General features: G+C 61.2%; 15 protein-coding genes and 1 riboswitch. Of the genes, 9 read left to right on the top strand and 6 right to left on the bottom strand.

The window, feature by feature from the left end; genetic code table 11:
- Together ACRESD_RS25880 and hldE are read left to right on the top strand one after the other, a co-directional pair.
- Window positions 1-1,180, top strand: a 1,180-nt coding sequence (locus ACRESD_RS25880) for an ATP-binding cassette domain-containing protein (protein ID WP_431753504.1), incomplete at its 5' end; no start/stop codon positions are given.
- Between the two features lie 209 nt (window positions 1,181-1,389).
- Entirely contained in the window at window positions 1,390-2,814 is a 1,425-nt protein-coding gene (hldE, locus tag ACRESD_RS25875) for a bifunctional D-glycero-beta-D-manno-heptose-7-phosphate kinase/D-glycero-beta-D-manno-heptose 1-phosphate adenylyltransferase HldE (RefSeq protein ID WP_431753503.1), read from the top strand.
- A 34-nt stretch (window positions 2,815-2,848) separates the two neighbouring features.
- Here the strand turns inward: hldE and ACRESD_RS25870 are convergent, their stop codons facing one another.
- Genes ACRESD_RS25870 through ACRESD_RS25855 form a run of 4 tightly spaced genes read right to left on the bottom strand, consistent with a single transcriptional unit; the run spans window position 2,849 to window position 6,231 of the window.
- Window positions 2,849-3,814, bottom strand: a complete 966-nt coding sequence (locus ACRESD_RS25870; protein WP_431753502.1) for a metal ABC transporter ATPase — start codon at window positions 3,812-3,814, stop codon at window positions 2,849-2,851.
- A 41-nt stretch (window positions 3,815-3,855) separates the two neighbouring features.
- Entirely contained in the window at window positions 3,856-4,668 is an 813-nt protein-coding gene (locus tag ACRESD_RS25865) for an aldo/keto reductase (RefSeq protein ID WP_431753501.1), read from the bottom strand.
- Window positions 4,665-5,840, bottom strand: a complete 1,176-nt coding sequence (locus ACRESD_RS25860; protein WP_431753500.1) for an NAD(P)/FAD-dependent oxidoreductase — start codon at window positions 5,838-5,840, stop codon at window positions 4,665-4,667. Before ACRESD_RS25860 ends, ACRESD_RS25865 begins: the two co-directional genes overlap by 4 nt.
- A 55-nt stretch (window positions 5,841-5,895) precedes the next feature.
- Window positions 5,896-6,231 (bottom strand): DMT family transporter, encoded by a 336-nt coding sequence (locus tag ACRESD_RS25855; protein WP_431753499.1) that lies wholly within the window; start codon window positions 6,229-6,231, stop codon window positions 5,896-5,898.
- A 102-nt stretch (window positions 6,232-6,333) separates the two neighbouring features.
- Between ACRESD_RS25855 and ACRESD_RS25850 the strand changes: the two genes are divergently transcribed.
- Together ACRESD_RS25850 and waaA are read left to right on the top strand one after the other, a co-directional pair.
- Window positions 6,334-7,224 carry a LysR family transcriptional regulator gene (locus ACRESD_RS25850; protein ID WP_431753498.1) on the top strand — a complete coding sequence of 297 codons (891 nt, stop codon included), beginning with the start codon at window positions 6,334-6,336 and terminating at the stop codon, window positions 7,222-7,224.
- A 23-nt stretch (window positions 7,225-7,247) separates the two neighbouring features.
- Window positions 7,248-8,525 (top strand): lipid IV(A) 3-deoxy-D-manno-octulosonic acid transferase, encoded by a 1,278-nt coding sequence (gene waaA / locus ACRESD_RS25845; protein WP_431753497.1) that lies wholly within the window; start codon window positions 7,248-7,250, stop codon window positions 8,523-8,525.
- Between the two features lie 110 nt (window positions 8,526-8,635).
- On the opposite strand, the gene ACRESD_RS25840 is transcribed toward waaA, so the two are convergent.
- Window positions 8,636-10,075 carry a TolC family outer membrane protein gene (locus ACRESD_RS25840; protein ID WP_431753496.1) on the bottom strand — a complete coding sequence of 480 codons (1,440 nt, stop codon included), beginning with the start codon at window positions 10,073-10,075 and terminating at the stop codon, window positions 8,636-8,638.
- Window positions 10,076-10,271: 196 nt separating this feature from the next.
- Window positions 10,272-10,377: riboswitch (TPP riboswitch) on the top strand.
- 147 nt (window positions 10,378-10,524) lie between these two features.
- On the opposite strand from ACRESD_RS25840, the gene thiC reads away from it, so the two are divergent.
- Both thiC and cytX read left to right on the top strand, forming a co-directional pair.
- Window positions 10,525-12,429: a phosphomethylpyrimidine synthase ThiC gene (gene thiC / locus ACRESD_RS25835; RefSeq protein ID WP_431753495.1), complete on the top strand. Its 1,905-nt coding sequence runs from the start codon at window positions 10,525-10,527 to the stop codon at window positions 12,427-12,429.
- Window positions 12,430-12,593: 164 nt separating this feature from the next.
- Window positions 12,594-13,883 carry a putative hydroxymethylpyrimidine transporter CytX gene (gene cytX / locus ACRESD_RS25830; RefSeq protein WP_431753494.1) on the top strand — a complete coding sequence of 430 codons (1,290 nt, stop codon included), beginning with the start codon at window positions 12,594-12,596 and terminating at the stop codon, window positions 13,881-13,883.
- Here the strand turns inward: cytX and ACRESD_RS25825 are convergent.
- Window positions 13,852-14,598, bottom strand: a complete 747-nt coding sequence (locus ACRESD_RS25825; protein ID WP_431753493.1) for an RsiV family protein — start codon at window positions 14,596-14,598, stop codon at window positions 13,852-13,854. The genes cytX and ACRESD_RS25825 overlap by 32 nt on opposite strands.
- A gap of 193 nt (window positions 14,599-14,791) precedes the next feature.
- Between ACRESD_RS25825 and ACRESD_RS25820 the strand changes: the two genes are divergently transcribed.
- From ACRESD_RS25820 to cpdA, 3 genes are all read left to right on the top strand, one after another.
- Window positions 14,792-15,409, top strand: a complete 618-nt coding sequence (locus ACRESD_RS25820) for an NUDIX domain-containing protein (protein WP_431753492.1) — start codon at window positions 14,792-14,794, stop codon at window positions 15,407-15,409.
- A complete protein-coding gene (locus ACRESD_RS25815; RefSeq protein ID WP_431753491.1) occupies window positions 15,400-15,849 on the top strand; it encodes a DUF1249 domain-containing protein in 450 nt (149 codons plus the stop codon). The genes ACRESD_RS25820 and ACRESD_RS25815 overlap by 10 nt, the downstream gene beginning before the upstream one ends.
- Before the next feature lie 98 nt (window positions 15,850-15,947).
- The gene (gene cpdA, locus ACRESD_RS25810) at window positions 15,948-16,763 is read left to right on the top strand and encodes a 3',5'-cyclic-AMP phosphodiesterase (RefSeq protein ID WP_431753490.1); all 816 of its coding nucleotides are present in this window, start codon (window positions 15,948-15,950) and stop codon (window positions 16,761-16,763) included.
- The last annotated feature ends 35 nt before the right edge of the window (window positions 16,764-16,798 follow it).

The raw sequence follows: 16,798 nt of genomic DNA, 5'->3' as shown, positions 1-16,798 counted from the left end.
GATCCAGGTGGCAATGGGCGACGTGACCCACGTGGCTTCGGAAACCATCCAGGGCTATCGTGTGGTGCGCAGCTTCGGCGGTGAAGTCTACGAGGAGAAGCGCTTCCTCAAGGCCAGCCAGAGCAACACCAACAAGCAACTGCGCATGACCCGCACCGGCGCGATCTACACGCCGGCACTGCAACTGGTGATCTACACCGCCATGGCGGTGCTGATGTTCCTGGTTCTGTATCTGCGTGGCGATGCGTCCGCCGGTGATATGGTTGCCTACATCACCCTGGCCGGTCTGTTGCCCAAGCCAATCCGCCAACTGTCGGAAGTCAGCTCGACCATCCAGAAAGGTGTGGCCGGCGCTGAAAGTATTTTCGAACAGCTGGACGAAGCGGTTGAAGTCGACCATGGCACTATCGAGCGCGACAAGGTCAGTGGCCGTCTGGAAGTGCGCAACCTGAACTTCACTTACCCAGGCACTGAGCGCCATGTACTCAAGGACATCAGCTTCACCGCCGAGCCTGGGCAAATGATCGCCCTGGTCGGGCGTTCGGGCAGCGGCAAGTCGACCCTGGCCAGCCTGATTCCGCGCTTCTATCACCATGAGAGCGGTGAGATCCTGCTCGATGGCGTTGAAATCGAAGATTACAAGCTGCTTAACCTGCGTAAACACATTGCCCAGGTGACCCAGCATGTGACGTTGTTCAGCGACACGGTGACCAACAACATCGCCTATGGCGACCTGGCCGGCGCACCACGGGAAGACGTCGAGGCGGCAGCGGCGGATGCCAATGCCAAGGACTTCATCGACCAGTTGCCCAAGGGCTTTGACACTCAGGTTGGCGAAAACGGCGTGCTGCTGTCCGGCGGCCAGCGCCAGCGCCTGGCGATTGCCCGTGCGTTGCTCAAGAATGCGCCGTTGCTGATTCTCGACGAGGCCACCTCGGCTCTCGACACCGAGTCCGAGCGGCACATTCAGGCGGCGCTGGACAAGGTCATGCAAGGTCGCACGACCCTGGTGATCGCGCACCGCCTGTCGACCATCGAGAAGGCCGACCTGATCCTGGTGATGGACGACGGTCGCATCGTGGAGCGTGGTACTCACGGCCAGTTGCTGGCGCAAAACGGCTACTACGCCCGCTTGCACTCCCTGGGCCTGGATACGCCGGTGTCGGCCGATATCACCTGATTTGACAGGTACACAGGACTACTGTGGGAGGGGGCTTGCCCTCGATAGCGGTGGGTCAGCCAGCATTTCTGCAAGCTGACACTTCGCCATCGGGGGCAAGCCCCCTCTCACATTTGCCCCGCAGTGGATTCGGTGTCTCGCTAGTCGCAAGCCATCGCAAACCCTGTGCTAATATCGCGCCCCTGTTCATTTTGTATGTGGGTTGCTCCATGAAGTTGTCCATGCCGCGATTCGATCAAGCCCCTGTCTTGGTGGTCGGCGATGTCATGCTCGACCGTTACTGGCATGGCGGTACCTCACGGATTTCCCCTGAGGCACCGGTACCGGTAGTCAAGGTCGAGCAAATCGAAGACCGTCCAGGTGGCGCTGCCAACGTTGCCCTCAATATTGCTGCGCTCGGCGCCCCAGCCTCCCTGGTGGGTGTGACCGGCGACGATGAAGCCGCCGATAGCCTGGCCAACAGCCTGCGCGGTGCTGGCGTGCGTGCGGTGTTCCAACGCATTGCCCATCAGCCGACCATCGTCAAGCTGCGGGTCATGAGCCGTCACCAGCAGTTGCTGCGTATCGATTTCGAAGAACCCTTCGCCACCGACGCCCTGGCCCTCGGCAGCCAGGTCGATGAGTTGCTCGAAGGTATCAAGGTGCTGGTGTTGTCCGATTACGGCAAAGGTGCCTTGCGCAATCACCAGGTACTGATCCAGGCCGCCAAGGCCAAGGGCATCCCGGTGCTGGCCGATCCCAAGGGCAAGGATTTCTCGATTTATCGGGGCGCCAGCCTGATCACGCCAAATCTCAGCGAGTTCGAAGCCATCGTCGGCGGCTGTGCCGATGAGCATGAGTTGGTGAGCAAGGGCGCCACCCTGATGGCTGATCTCGACCTGGGCGCCTTGCTGGTGACCCGTGGCGAGCACGGCATGACCCTGCTGCGCCCGGGTCATCCGGCGATGCACCTGCCGGCACGTGCCCGTGAAGTGTTCGACGTGACCGGTGCCGGTGACACGGTCATTTCCACCTTGGCCGCGTCTATTGCGGCAGGTGAAGAACTGCCTCATGCGGTAGCCCTGGCCAATCTGGCCGCAGGTATCGTGGTGGGCAAGCTGGGTACGGCGGCCATCAGTGCGCCTGAGTTGCGCAGGGCGATCCAGCGTTCCGAAGGTTCCGAGCGTGGCGTACTGAGTATCGAGCAATTGCTGCTGGCGATTGACGATGCCCGCGCCCACAACGAAAGCATTGTGTTCACCAATGGCTGTTTCGACATCCTGCACGCGGGCCACGTGACTTACCTGGAACAGGCGCGTGCCCAAGGCGATCGCCTGATCGTTGCGGTCAACGATGACGCTTCGGTCAGTCGCCTGAAAGGCCCGGGTCGTCCGATCAATAGCGTCGACCGTCGCATGGCGGTGCTGGCGGGTCTGGGCGCGGTGGATTGGGTGATCAGCTTCCCTGAAGGCACCCCGGAAAACCTGCTGGCCCAGGTCAAGCCGGACGTGCTGGTCAAGGGCGGTGACTACTCCGTCGATCAAGTCGTCGGTGCCGACATCGTCAGCGCCTACGGTGGCAAGGTCAAAGTGCTGGGGCTGGTTGAAAACAGCTCGACCACCGCGATCGTCGAAAAAATCCGCAGCAACGAATAAAGCGCGTTGCCGCTAGAAGCGAGGGTACTCGCTCCTAGCGGCTGGCTTTTTTCGGCACGATCTTGCGCAGCATCTGCCGCGCCTTGCCGGTCAAGCGCTTGAGTTTCGACTCCTTCTCCGGTTCTGCCAGGCCTTGCTGCCTGAGCCAGTCCTTCCAGCGAATCCGCTCATCACGCACCAGCCAGCCCTCTTGCTGGGCGAAGCTTTCTGCCAGGTACAAACCCCGTGTGCTCGCCGGATACAGCTGGTCTTTCTTGACGGTGTACAACTCGGCCAGCGGCTGGCCGTCTTTCAAGGGCATCAGGTACAGGTCCGGGCGTTGGCGGTCCAGGCGTGCCACCAACTGATCGCCTTCAAGCCGCTCGTCCACATGGAACAGGCTCAGGGACTTGGCTTCCTTTGGTACTTCCAGGCGCAAGTCATAGATCAATTGCAGCGATGCGGTGGGCAGGTGCACATAGGCCCGTGGGCGCTCGATCAACTGAGTCGTTGCGCAGCGCACCGGGCGCGCGGCTCCGGAGAGCGGGCTAAGGCGAAAGGGCAAGGCTTCACGGTAATGCAGGGCGGCGGAGTAGGGCGCCGGTAGCCAGGTGTCGTTGAAACGCCCGCCGAGCCAGCCTTCGGGGGTTTCGAGCAGGCACTCCTCGGCAATTTCCTGGATGGCGGTGTGCAGCGGCAGGTTCAGTTCGTGAGCGGGGACGTAGCCGGAGATCAGTTTGAGCACCACATCGCCGCGGTCCTGGCGACGCTGGCGCACGAGCACCCAGTAGTCTTTGTTTTGCCAATGCAGCGTCAGTCGCACCGATACGCCAAGGTTGGCCAGTTCCAGGGCAAAGCGCTCGGCGTCCGGTACGTCGACCGGTTTGCGTCGTTGCAGGACCTGGGCGAAGTTGAGCGGCATGCCGACGCTCTGGTAGCTCAGGCCCTCGGGTGTGGCTTCGACGTACAGCGGCAGTGTCTTGAAGTTGCTGGGGTTTTTTCTTATGAGCGTTCGCGGCATGTCGGCTCCTTCTTGCGACGGGGTCGGCCGCGTGGGCGGCATCAGAGTTGACGAATGACCTGGGCAGCGGTCGCCACGTTATGGGCCAGGTGCAGCGGGTTAATGGTCCCGACAATAGCACTGGCGACGCCCGTTTGCGCAAACAACAGCATGAAACTGGCATGAATTGGATCCATTCCCGGCTCCAGGCAAACATGGCCGCTGGCCAGGGCCTTTTTCACCAGGATGCCTTTGCCATGGGCCGCCGCGTAATCAATCACGGCTTTCTCGGTTTGCTCGTTCAGATTGTAGGTGACCATCGCACAATCGCCCTGTTCCAGAGCCTTCACGCCTCCTTCAACGGTTTTGCCGGAGAAGCCGAAGCCGCGAATCTTGCCCTCTTTTTTCAGCTCGGCCAGGGTCTGGTAAACCTCGCAATCGTTGAGGATGTGCAGGTCATTGCCGTCGGAATGCACCAGCACCAGATCGATAAAATCCGTTTCAAGTCTTTTCAGGCTACGTTCGATCGACAGTCGTGTATGGGCGGCGCTGAAATCGTGATGGGACACGCCATCGACGAACTCTTCGCCGACCTTGCTGACAATCACCCAGTCCTTGCGTTGGCCACGCAGCAGCGGCCCCAGGCGTTCTTCGCTGCGCCCGTAGGCGGGGGCGGTGTCGATCAGGTTGATGCCCAACTGTTGGGCTTGGCGCAGCAGCATCCGCGCTTCGTCATCATCAGGAATCTGGAAGCCGCTGGGGTATTTCACGCCCTGGTCGCGACCCAGCTTGACGGTGCCCAGCCCCAGTGGCGAGACCATCAAGCCAGTACTGCCCAAGGGGCGATGCAAGTCGTGCAAGGTGGGCAGGCTCATGGCAACAGTTGCTCCCAGGCAGGTACGCCAATAGCCGGTTTGGGCAGGGCTGGCAGAGGCTCGGTGGCGCCTGGGCGGATACCGTCGCGCTCCAGGGCGTTGAGCACGCGATCAGCGAAGTCCGGCGCCAGCGCCAGCTTGGTCGGCCAGCCCACCAGCAGGCGGCCCTGTTCGGCGAGAAAGGCGTTGTCGGGACGGGTCAGGCCTGATTGCAGTGGCTCGGCACGGTCGACGCGCAAGGTGGCCCATTGGGTCTGGCTCATGTCGATCCACGGCAACAGTTGCGCCAGCTCTTTTTGGGCGGTGGCGATCTGTTCTTCAGGCGTACGTGCCACGCCATCGGCTTCGGCGATATCGCCGCCCATGTACCACACCCAATCGCCATCGGCGGCCGGATGGGTGGTCACGGTGATGCGCGGCTTGGTGCCACCGCCCAGGCAGTGGGCGTACAGTGGTTTCAGGCCAGGGCCTTTGGCGATGATCATATGCAGTGGACGTTTCTGCATGGCGGGTTGGCTGAGGCCCAGGGCGCTGAGCAAATCCGCCGTGCCGGCGCCGGCGCTGAGCACGATGCGTTGGGCACGGATCTCGCGGCCATCCACCTTCAGGCCCACCAGGGTGTCGTTTTCCAGCAGCGGCTCGATGTGCTGCCCTGCGAGCAACCCGTCACCGGCCAGTTGTGCGAGGCGTTCGATCACACTCGGCACGTCTACCACGAGTTCGGCCAGGCGATAGACCTTGCCCTTGAAGCGGCGATCCTGCAGGGCAGGGGGCAAGTCGTCCCCCTTGACCTGATCCACGCGCCCGCGCACGGCCTTGCTGGCAAAGAAGCTGGTGAGATTGCCGGCGAGGGTGCCGGGGGACCATAGATAGTGAGCTTGAGACAGTACGCGCACGCCAGAGAGGTCCAGCTCACCATTACCCGCGAGGGCTTCACGCCAACGGCGCGGCATGTCGGCAATGGCTTCGGAGGCGCCGGTGAGGGCGCCGTGCAGGGCGTACTTCGCCCCGCCGTGAATGATTCCCTGGGACTTCACGCTTTGCCCGCCGCCTAAGGTGGCGCTTTCCACCAGCACCGTGGAAAACCCCTGGCGGCGCAGGCGCGCATTGAGCCAGAGGCCGGCAACCCCTGCGCCGACAATCAGAACGTCGGTGGAAATAACGGATGGCATCGGCGACCTCAGTGTTCAAGACAAGGGGCGCAGTATACAGCCTGTTGAGTAGCGGTCAGTGTCCGACGGTTTTCGAGAACAGTTGAATCACCACCACGCCCAGCACGATCAGGCCCATCCCCAGCATCGCCGGGACGTCCAGCTTCTGCCCGTAGATAAACAAGGCAGCGACACTGACCATCACGATCCCCAGCCCCGCCCACACCGCATAGGCCACGCCCACCGGTACGGTGCGCACCACCAGGGTGAGCATCCAGAACGCCACGCCATAACCCACGATCATCAGCAGCAGCGGGATGGGTGTGCTCAAGCCCTTGACCGCTTTCATGGAGACGGTCGCGATCACTTCCGAGCAAATGGCAATGGCCAGGTAGAGGTAGGCGACATTCATGGGGTAATCCTCGGTGTATTGCGTGTTGGTTAGGTCGGCATTCTAGCGCTTGAAAAGATGGGGTAAAGTCATTACCTATCCGAATAAGAGATGGGTTGTGCCATGAGCGTGCAGTGGAATCTTGAGCAAATGCGTCTGTTTGTCAGTGTTGCCGAGCAGCGTTCGTTTTCGGCAGTGGCGCGTGGCCAGCGCAAGGCGCAATCGGCGGTGAGCAATGGGATTGCCCTGCTGGAGGCGGACCTGGGGTTGAGCCTGTTTGATCGTAGCAGCGGCCGCCAGCCGCGTTTGACCGAGGCTGGCAGCGTATTGTTGGAGGAGGCGCGCGAGGTGCTGCGCCAGTGTGAGCGGCTCAATGGTCGGGCGCTGTCCTTGACTCGTGGTGAAGAAGCCTGCCTGCGCCTGGCCCAGGACGAAGCCATGTTGTTCCAGCCGGTACTCGACAGCCTTGAGGCGCTGGCCGTGCAGTACCCGCTGCTGGAAGTGCAGTTGTCCAGTGCCGCCCAAGGTGATGTGGCGCGCAAGTTGGTGGAGCGTAAAGCCGACCTGGGACTGCTGTTCTATCACGACCAAATCCCCGAGGCCCTTGAGCGTCGGGTCGTGGGCAGTGTGGAGATGGTGACGGTGTGCGGTGTGAACCACCCGCTCGCCAAGGAGGCCTATGTGGATTGCCAGCGCCTGGCACAGTTTCGCCAGCTATTGATGTCGACCCAGACCAGCGTCTATCCCGGCAGTGAGGCCGCCAGCCCCTTGGTGTGGCGCGCCGACAGTTTCTACGTGCTGGCCGAATGGCTGATGAGCGGCCTGGGCTGGGCCTGGCTACCGAGGCACATCGTGCAGTACCCGACCTATCAGCAACAAATGGTCGAGCTGGACAGCGAGTGGACCCCACCGGCCCTGGTGGTGGAACTGGTCTGGCGCCGTGACGAGCACCTCGGGCCGGCCGCACGCTTCCTGGCGAAACGATTTGCCGAGTGCTTGCAGGCGATCGATTGAAAAAGCCGATAAACTCCGCCGCCATGAATAGAATTCTCTACAGCTGTCTGTTTTACCTGGCGCTGCCGTTGGTGGCTTTACGTCTGTGGCTGCGTGCGCGTAAGGCGCCGGCTTACGCCAAGCGTGTGGGCGAACGGTTTTCCTACGGTCTGCCGGTGATGCAACCGGGCGGGATCTGGGTGCATGCCGTGTCGGTGGGCGAAAGCATTGCCGCCGCGCCGATGATTCGCGGGCTGATGGCGCGCCATCCAACACTGCCGATCACCGTCACCTGCATGACCCCCACGGGGTCTGAGCGTATCCAGGCGTTGTTCGCCAACGAACCACGCATTCAGCACTGCTATTTGCCGTATGACGTACCGTGCGCCGCCAAGCGTTTTCTCGATCACGTGCAGCCCAGGCTCGCCGTGATCATGGAAACCGAATTGTGGCCCAACCATATTCATGCCTGCGCCCAGCGTGGCATACCCGTGGCGTTGGCCAATGCGCGGCTGTCGGAGCGTTCCGCTAAAGGCTATGCACGATTTGCCAGGCTGACAGCGCCGATGTTGGCTGAAATGAGCCTGATCGCGGTGCAGACAAAAACCGAAGCGCAGCGTTTTCTAAGCTTGGGTGCACGCCCGGAAACGGTCGAAGTCACCGGCTCGATCAAGTTCGACCTGACGATCGATCCCGCGCTACCTGCACGCGCCTCCGCGTTGCGTGAGCAATGGGGCGCCAGCGAGCGCCCGGTGTGGATCGCCGCCAGTACCCATGAAGGCGAAGATGAAGTTGTGCTGGCAGCCCATCGCCAATTGCTCGACAGCTATCCCAATGCGTTGTTGATTCTGGTGCCGCGTCACCAAGAGCGCTTTGGCCCGATGTTTGAGCTGTGCGAGCAACAAGGCTTCGCCACAGTGCGTCGCTCCAGTGGTGAGCCCGTGACCGCGCAAACCTCAGTGTTGCTGGGTGACACTATGGGCGAGCTGCTGTTTCTCTATGCCTTGGCCGACAGCGCCTTCGTCGGCGGTAGCCTGGTGCCGACCGGCGGGCACAACCCGTTGGAGCCGGCGGCATTGGCAAAGCCTGTGATCATGGGGCCGCACCTGTTCAACTTCCTCGAAATCAGCGCGATGATGCGCGAGGCCGGGGCGTTGCGCGAAGTGGATGATGCTGAGGGATTGGCCGAGGCCGTGCGGCAACTGTTCGAGCTGCCTCAGGATGCGTACAAGATGGCGCAGGCGGGACTGAAGGTGATGCAGGCCAACCAAGGCGCGCTCAAGCGTTTGCTGGATGGTTTGGACCGAATGATGCAACACTGATCCAAATGTGGGAGCTGGCTTGCCTGCGATAGCATCACCTCGGTGTAACTGATACACCGCGGTGTCTGCATCGCAGGCAAGCCAGTTCCCACAGTTGTTTTGTGTATGGCTTAGTAGCCGGGGCGGGCCTTGAGCTGCTCGGCAGCGGCCTTGGCCAGGTCCGGTGGCAGGAAGTCCTTGTCCGGGTTGTAGTCGGCTTTTAGGTAGCGCGCCAGATCCTGCAAATCCCCCGGGTTCAGCGTGCCCGCGGCCTGCTTCAAACGCAGGTTGTCGAGGATGTAGTCGTAGCGGCTGTTGTTGTAGTTGCGCACCGACGAGTAGAGCTGGCGCTGTGAGTCCAGCACGTCGACGATGTTGCGCGTGCCCACTTGATACCCGATCTCCGTGGCTTCCACTGCGCTCTGGTTGGAGATGATCGACTGGCGGCGTGCCTGTACCTGTTCCACATCGGTGTTCACCGCGCGGTGCAGGTTGCGCGTGTTTTCTACGACCTGGCGGCGCATGCCTTCACGTTGCTGTTCGGTCTGGTCGAGGCGTGAATAGGATTCGCGTACTTGGGAGCTGGTGAGGCCGCCACTGTAGATCGGGATGTTCAGGCGCAGGCCGATGGTGCGTTGGGACACATCGCCACCGTACGGCACGGGCAGTTGGTTAGGGTTGCTGAAGCCGAGTGCGTCGTTATCGCCTTTTTCGTATTGCGCCACGGCGTCCAGTGTCGGCAAGTGGCCGGCCTTGCGCTGCCTCAGGGTTTCTTCGGCGGCGGTCACCGCGTAGTTGCTGGCCAGCAGGTTGAGGTTCTGGCGGCCGGCGGTTTCGACCCAGGCCTTGGCGTCGTTCGGCGCTGGTGGCAGCACCGGCAACGTGTGGACAATGCCCTGGATCGAGTTGTACTGGCGATTGGTCAGGGTGATCAGCGCTTCGAAGGCGTCGTCCACCTGGCGCTGGGCGACGATGCGGTTGGCGCGCGCGGTGTCGTAGCTGGCCTGGGATTGCAGCACGTCGGTCTTGTCCGACAGGCCCACGTCGAAGCGTTCGTTGGACTGGTCGAGCTGGCGCTTGAACGCATTTTCTTCGGCCTTGGTCGACGCCAGGTTGTCCTGGGCACGCAGCACGGCGAAGTAGTTCTCGGCGCTTTGCAGGATCAGGTTCTGCTCGGTGGCCGACAGTTGCAACGAGGCCTGCTCGTTGACGGCTTCGGCGGCTTGCAGCTGGAACCAGCGATCGGCGCGGAATAGCGGTTGGCTCAGGGTTGCACGCCAGGAGTGTGCGTCACGGTTGACGGTGGCCGCCGGTTGGTCGATCTGGGTGCGGACATTATTGCTGTCAGCACCGGCCGACAGGTTCGGCAGCAAGCCGGCGCGCGCCTGGGGTACTACTTCTTTTTGCGCGCCGTATTGGGCGCGGGCGGCGGCCAGGTCGGCGTTGTTGTTCACCGCTTCCTGGTAGACGCTGACCAGATCGGTTTTGGCAGACAAGGGCGCTTCAGCTGCCCAGACCATTCCGTTGGTCGCACAAGACACGGCAAGAGCCAGTGAGAGTTTGCGCAGCATGAGGCGATCCCTAGTATGAATATTACAGCGATAATTTAGCGCCCAAGGCTAAGGCTGGCCATTCCTGGCGTCAAGCATTGTGGCGGTCACCGAGTGTAGTTGCGCTGACCCGGCGCAACAATCCCGCAATCACGCCATTCATCACGCTGAATACTGCGCTATTGGCAATTTGCCCCCAGCCTGGTCTAGACTGGCGGCGTTCTTGTCGGGGTGCCTTGTTGGAAGGCTGAGATCGGTAAATACCGGATCCCGTTGAACCTGATCAGGTTAGCGCCTGCGTAGGGAACAAGATTTCTCGTCACCCGGCGAGTCCTCTTGTGCTTCGTCCGGGATAGTTGTTCGACAATCGAACACCCCGTGCGCCAAGCACAGCACTGCTCTCAGTGCGTCCATCCGTCTCAGGTTCGCTCCGACAAAAATCCACCGCCTGGATAGTTGGAGAGCCCGTGATGAGCACAGAAATAAAAAGTACAAAACTAAAAAACACCGTGCACTTGAGTGAATCGGCCAAGGTCGACTCCGGCTCCGTGCAACCCTTTACCCGCTCGCAAAAAATCTACGTGCAAGGCACTCGCCCGGACATTCGTGTACCGATGCGCGAAATCAGCCTGGACGTGACCCCTACCGATTTCGGCGGTGAAATCAACGCCCCGGTCACGGTGTACGACACCTCTGGCCCCTACACCGACCCCAACGTGATCATTGACGTACGCAAAGGCCTGGCCGATGTGCGCTCGCCGTGGATCGAAGTGCGTGGCGACACCGAGCGCCTGCCTGGCCTGACCTCGCATTTCGGCCAACAGCGCCTGAGCGATGCCGAACTGACCGCACTGCGCTTCGCTCACGTGAAGAACCCGCGCCGCGCCAAGGCCGGTGCCAACGTCACGCAAATGCACTACGCGCGCAAAGGCATCATCACCGCCGAGATGGAATACGTCGCCATCCGCGAAAACATGAAGCTCGAAGAAGCCCGTGCCAGTGGCCTGCTCGACCAGCAACACGCAGGTCACAGCTTCGGTGCCAGCGTGCCGAAAATCATCACGCCGGAATTCGTACGCGAAGAAATCGCCCGTGGCCGCGCGATCATCCCGGCCAACATCAACCATACCGAACTGGAACCGATGATCATCGGCCGCAACTTCCTAGTGAAGATCAACGGCAACATCGGCAACAGCGCCCTGGGTTCGTCGATTGAAGAAGAAGTGGCGAAACTGACCTGGGGCATTCGCTGGGGTTCGGACACGGTGATGGACCTGTCCACCGGCAAGCATATCCACGAAACCCGCGAATGGATCATTCGCAACTCGCCGGTGCCGATCGGCACGGTGCCAATCTACCAGGCCCTGGAAAAAGTCGGCGGCGCCGCCGAGGACCTGACCTGGGAGCTGTTCCGCGACACGCTGATCGAGCAGGCCGAGCAAGGCGTCGACTACTTCACCATCCACGCCGGTGTGCTGTTGCGCTACGTGCCACTGACCGCCAAGCGCGTTACCGGCATTGTGTCCCGAGGCGGTTCGATCATGGCCAAGTGGTGCCTGGCGCACCACAAAGAGAACTTCACCTACACGCATTTCGACGAAATCTGCGAAATCATGAAGGCCTACGACGTCAGCTTCTCCCTCGGCGACGGTCTGCGCCCAGGCTCGATTGCCGACGCCAACGATGCTGCCCAATTCGGCGAGCTGGAAACCCTGGGCGAGCTGACCAAGACCGCCTGGAAGCACGACGTACAAACCATGATCGAAGGCCCTGGCCACGTGCCGATGCAGTTGATCAAGGAGAACATGGACAAGCAGCTGGAATGCTGCGACGAGGCGCCGTTCTACACCCTCGGCCCGCTGACCACCGACATCGCCCCAGGCTACGACCACATCACTTCGGGGATTGGTGCGGCGATGATCGGCTGGTTCGGTTGCGCCATGCTTTGCTACGTCACGCCCAAGGAACACCTGGGTTTGCCGAACAAGGATGACGTGAAGACCGGGATCATCACCTACAAGATCGCCGCCCATGCTGCGGACTTGGCCAAGGGGCACCCGGGCGCGCAGATCCGCGACAATGCCTTGAGCAAGGCGCGCTTCGAATTCCGTTGGGAAGACCAGTTCAACCTCGGCCTGGACCCGGACACCGCGCGTTCCTACCACGATGAAACCCTGCCGAAAGACTCGGCCAAAGTCGCGCATTTCTGCTCGATGTGCGGGCCGAAGTTCTGCTCGATGAAAATCACCCAGGAAGTGCGCGAGTACGCGGCCAACCAGCGTATTGATGCGGTGGATGTGGACGTGGCCAAGGGGTTGGCAGAGCAGGCGGAGCGGTTCAAGCAGGAAGGGAGTCAGCTCTACAAAAAAGTCTGATCCGAGATCGTAGGCGCCAGTACCGGCCTCATCGGGGGCAAGCCCCCTCCCACATTTGACCGAGTTGTACACAGTTTTTGTGTTCATACCCGATCCAGTGTGGGAGGGGGCTTGCCCCCGATAGCGATCTGACAAACAACAAATGCCCCTCAGAGATAACACCCTTGAGCATTCAACCGAGTACTTATTCCCCCGACATCGCCGTGCCGAATGACAAGCGCGTCTTCGGCGCCCGCGACCTGTTCTCCCTGTGGTTCTCCCTCGGCATCGGCCTGATGGTTCTGCAGACCGGCGCCTTGCTCGCGCCGGGCCTGGGCTTGTCAGGTTCGTTGCTGGCGATCTTCCTCGGCACCCTGGCAGGTGTATTGTTGCTGGCCGCTGTCGGTGTGATCGGCAGCGACACCGGCCTGTCCGCCATGGCCGCTCTTAAACTCAGCCTTGGCACCAAGGGCGCGAGTTTGCCGGCGTTGTTGAACCTGTTGCAGCTGATCGGCTGGGGTTCGTTCGAGATTATCGTCATGCGCGACGCCGCCAGTCTGTTGGGCACCCGAGCGTTCAGCGAAGGCAGCCTGATGGCCAGCCCATTGCTGTGGACGCTGTTCTTCGGTGGTTTGGCCACATTGCTGGCGGTCAGCGGCCCGCTGACGTTTGTGCGGCAGATCCTGCGCAAATGGGGCATCTGGCTGCTGTTGGCCGCGTGCCTGTGGCTGACCTGGAACCTGTTCGCCAAGGCCGACCTCGCCGCGCTTTGGTCCCAACCCGGTGACGGTACAATGCCGTTCGCGGTGGGTTTCGATATCGCCATCGCCATGCCGCTGTCCTGGTTGCCGTTGATTGCCGACTACTCGCGATTCGGCAAACGCGCGAAAAGCGTGTTCGGCGGCACCGCGTTGGGCTTCTTTATCGGTAATTTCTGGCTGATGAGCCTGGGCGTGGCCTACACCCTGGCGTTTGCGCCCAGCGGTGAAGTGAATGCGTTGTTGTTGGCGCTGGCCGGTGCGGGCCTGGGGATTCCGCTGTTGCTGATCCTGTTGGATGAATCGGAAAACGCCTTTGCCGATATTCACTCGGCGGCGGTGTCCAGCGGGATTCTATTGCGTTGGAAGGTCGAGCACCTGGCCTTGGCCATTGGTGTGATCTGCACCTTGATCGCCTGCCTCGCGCCGCTGGCGCAATACCAGAACTTCCTGCTGCTGATTGGCTCAGTGTTTGCGCCGTTATTCGGCGTGGTGCTGGTGGATCACTTCATCCTGCGCCATCGAAACCAGGGCGCGGTCACCCTGTTGCACTGGCCCGCGCTGGTGGCGTGGTTGGGGGGCATCGGCGCGTATCACCTGCTGGCCAACCTGTATCCGAATGTCGGCGCGACCCTGCCGGCACTGGTGCTGGCAGGGGTGTTGCAACTCATCCTGGGCCGGGCCTTCAGTGGCGCGCGGGCACCAGCTCAGGCTTGAGCACGCCAGTGAGACGTGCGTAGGGGATGGTCATTTCGATCAGCCCCAATGCATACGGTGCGATGGTCGCCACGTTGTACTTGAGCACCACGCCGTTGCTGGTCAAGGCTACGTTCGGGGTTTTCTGGAACGGCCAGTTCTTCACGAACTCCGGGTCACGGTCCATCTGCGAGTTGATCAGCCAGCTGTTGTGGGCGACTTTGGCGGTGTTCCAGAACGCCTGTTCCTGGCCCGGCAGCAACATGTCGGTCAGGCTCAGTTCCTTGTGCAGCAGGCGCGAATAGTTGATGAAACCACGGCCGGGTTCGCCGTGGGCAGCGCCGGTGTCCAGGTAGCTGGATACTTCAACGATCACCAGTCCGTCATGCTGTTCACGTACCTTGGCCTGCAAGTACATGCTGTTGCGGTCGGCGGATTCACGCAGGAATTTATCCCGATAGGCATTCAAGGTCGCTGGCACGCTGGCGCCTGGCGTGGTGCGGGTCATTTGCAGCAGGCGTTGTTCCACCAGAGAGTCGAGTTGCGGTTCGGTAGGGAAATGCACGGTGTCGATGTTGACCAGCGGGCAATCCGGGCTGTCGCAGCCGGGTTTGATCTGTTCCGAAGCGTCCGGTCGAGTGTCCAGCGGCTTGAGATAGCTGGGTTGGAACAAGCTCTGGCAGGCTCCCAGGGTCAAGGCAATACAAGCCACGGAGGCGATTTTTAAAAGCGACATGGGTGTCCTTCGTAAATCGATGGAAAGCGAAAAGAGTAGCGCTTGGACTGCCCACAAGGCAGTCAGTTCGCCACTAAACTGATGAGAGTGAGTGTGACGTCCGCCGTCTATCCCGGCAACTGGAAAGGGGCTGCACCCAGGGGCGTGAGCGCGTTAGGATGGCGCCAATTGTACGGGGACAACGGGAATGGATATGACGGACATTGTGAAATCGACGCCGAGCAAGATCGAAATCGTTCAGCGTGACAATGCCTACCAGGGCTTCTACAAGCTCGATCGCGTGCAGTTGCGTCATGAGAAGTTCGATGGCGGCATGAGCCGGGTGATCAATCGCGAAGTCTTCGTGCGACATGACGCGGTGTGCGTGTTGCCCTACGACCCGCAGCGTGACGAAGTGGTGCTGATCGAGCAGTTTCGCGTAGGTGCCATGGGGCGTACTGACAATCCCTGGCTGGTGGAAATGGTCGCTGGGCTGATTGATAAGGACGAGCAGCCGGAGGAGGTTGCACACCGTGAAGCCGAGGAGGAAGCTGGGCTGACGTTCTCCGCGTTGTGGCCAATCACGAAGTATTTCCCTTCGCCCGGCGGCAGTACCGAATTTGTCCACCTGTACCTGGGCCGTTGCGACAGCACCGGGGCCGGTGGCGTCCATGGATTGGAAGAAGAGGCAGAAGATATCCGCGTCACCCCCTGGGCGTTCGAAGATGCCCTGCAGGCGGTGCGCGACGGCAAAATTTCCAATGCAGCCAGCATCATTGCGCTGCAATGGCTTGCGCTTAATCGCGCGGAAGTGAGGGGGTTATGGCAGTAAAGGCACGGGAACGATACCGAGTTGACCTGATCGGGCTGCAAGCCGCCTGCGAGGCCAACTATGCGCGGCTGATGCGCCTGCTTCCCGACATGCGCCATGCGCCTGAGGCCCGGCGCATTGCCGTGACCCATGGCGACCAGATGCTCGGTGTGCTGACCCTTGAAGTCATCGTCAACTGCCCCTACACCACCACCCTGCGTGTGCGCCAGGAACACAGCCTGCCGTGGCTGCCGGTGCCGCAGTTGGAAGTGCAGGTGTATCACGATGCGCGGATGGCCGAAGTGATCAGTGCCGAACATGCACGGCGCTTTCGCAGCATCTATCCTTACCAGAACGTGTTCATGCACCAGCCCTATGAGAAAGCACAGCTCAATGTGTTCCTCGGTGAGTGGTTGAGTCACTGCCTGGCCCTGGGCCACGAGTTCGAAGTCGTGCGGTAGATGTGAACTGCGTCTGCTTCCCAGGTTTCCTCTTTGTGTCCTGCCCAGCATAATCGCGCCAATCGTCCATTTTCCTGTGATTGCCTTGGGAGAGCGCCTTGCCGAGCGTATCCACCGTGAACCCTGATGCACCTGTGTTGCTGGTGCAACTGTCCGACAGTCACCTGTTTGCCGAGGCAAGCGGCACGCTGCTGGGTATGAACACTCACGAAAGCCTGCAGCGGGTGATTGAGTTGGTGCACGTGCAGCAACCTCGGATCGATCTGATGCTGGCGACGGGAGATTTGTCTCAGGACGGCACGCTTGAGTCTTATCAGCGGTTTCGCGATATGACCCGGCAGATCGACGCCCCGGCGCGCTGGATTCCTGGTAACCACGATGAGCCGCAGGTCATGGCGCACGCCGCCGTGTGCAGCGATTTACTGGAGCCTGTGGTCGATATTGGCAACTGGCGCATCACGCTGCTGGATTCCGCCGTGCCAGGCTCGGTGCCCGGTTACCTGCAAGACCAGCAATTGCAACTGCTCGCCCAGGCCCTGAGCGAAGCGCCGAGCCGGCACCATTTGGTGTGCTTTCACCATCACCCGGTGCCCATCGGTTGTGCGTGGATGGAGCCAATCGGCCTGCGCAACCCGGAAGCCTTGTTTGCCGTGCTCGAGCGCTTCCCGCAGGTCAAGGCTGTGCTCTGGGGGCATGTGCACCAGGAGATCGATCGCGAACGCAATGGCGTACGCCTGCTGGCGTCGCCATCCACCTGCATCCAGTTCGCTCCGGGCAGTGACGACTTCCAGGTCAGCGAACAGGCGCCGGGCTACCGCTGGCTGCGCCTGCATGCCGACGGACGGTTGGAAACCGGTGTGGAGCGGGTAAAGGATTTTGCTTTCACCATAGATTACGGCAGCAACGGCTACTAAAAGCTGCAAACACTGATCAAAAATGTGGGAGCGGG

The organism is Pseudomonas sp. (assembly GCF_050739995.1).
Taxonomy (GTDB): Bacteria; Pseudomonadota; Gammaproteobacteria; order Pseudomonadales; family Pseudomonadaceae; genus Aquipseudomonas.
Note: the sequence above shows the minus strand (reverse complement) of the source record. Positions and strands in the feature narration are given on the sequence as shown.